General features: G+C 50.8%; 1 protein-coding gene. It reads right to left on the bottom strand.

Going from position 1 to position 425, the window contains the following annotated elements; translation table 11 throughout:
- Positions 1-101: 101 nt before the first annotated feature.
- Positions 102-425 (bottom strand): efflux RND transporter permease subunit (locus CP352_RS10780; RefSeq protein ID WP_143465305.1); only part of this gene is annotated, 324 nt, incomplete at its 5' end.

The raw sequence follows: 425 nt of genomic DNA, 5'->3' as shown, positions 1-425 counted from the left end.
GCGAATGTAGAATTCGTGAGCACCGACGCGCAGACCTGACAACGAATGCGAGGGTTTTTCAACAAGCTGAAAGCCTCAGCAGAGCTGAGGCTTTTTGTTTTTTACTCTTCTTCTGTTCCCGGTTTTTTCTTGCGGAACTTCGCCAATACTTCATATACGATTGGCACGATCAAGAGCGTCAGAAGCGTTGAACTGATTAAACCGCCGATAACCGTGACGCCGAGTCCTTTTGAAATGACCTGGCTTCCGCCTTCGAAGCCGAGTGCTAATGGAATCAAGGCGACGATTGTCGCAATGGCGGTCATCAGGATCGGACGGAGTCGTGTAGAGCCGGCTTCCAGGAGCGCTTCTCTCGTCGACAGGCCTTCCGCTTCCTTATGAATCACGCGGTCAATTAAGACAATCGCATTCGTGACAACGATACC

The sequence above is a fragment of the Lactobacillus sp. UMNPBX1 genome (assembly GCF_002554085.1).
Classification (GTDB): Bacteria; Bacillota; Bacilli; order Lactobacillales; family Lactobacillaceae; genus Lactobacillus; species Lactobacillus crispatus.
Note: the sequence above shows the minus strand (reverse complement) of the source record. Positions and strands in the feature narration are given on the sequence as shown.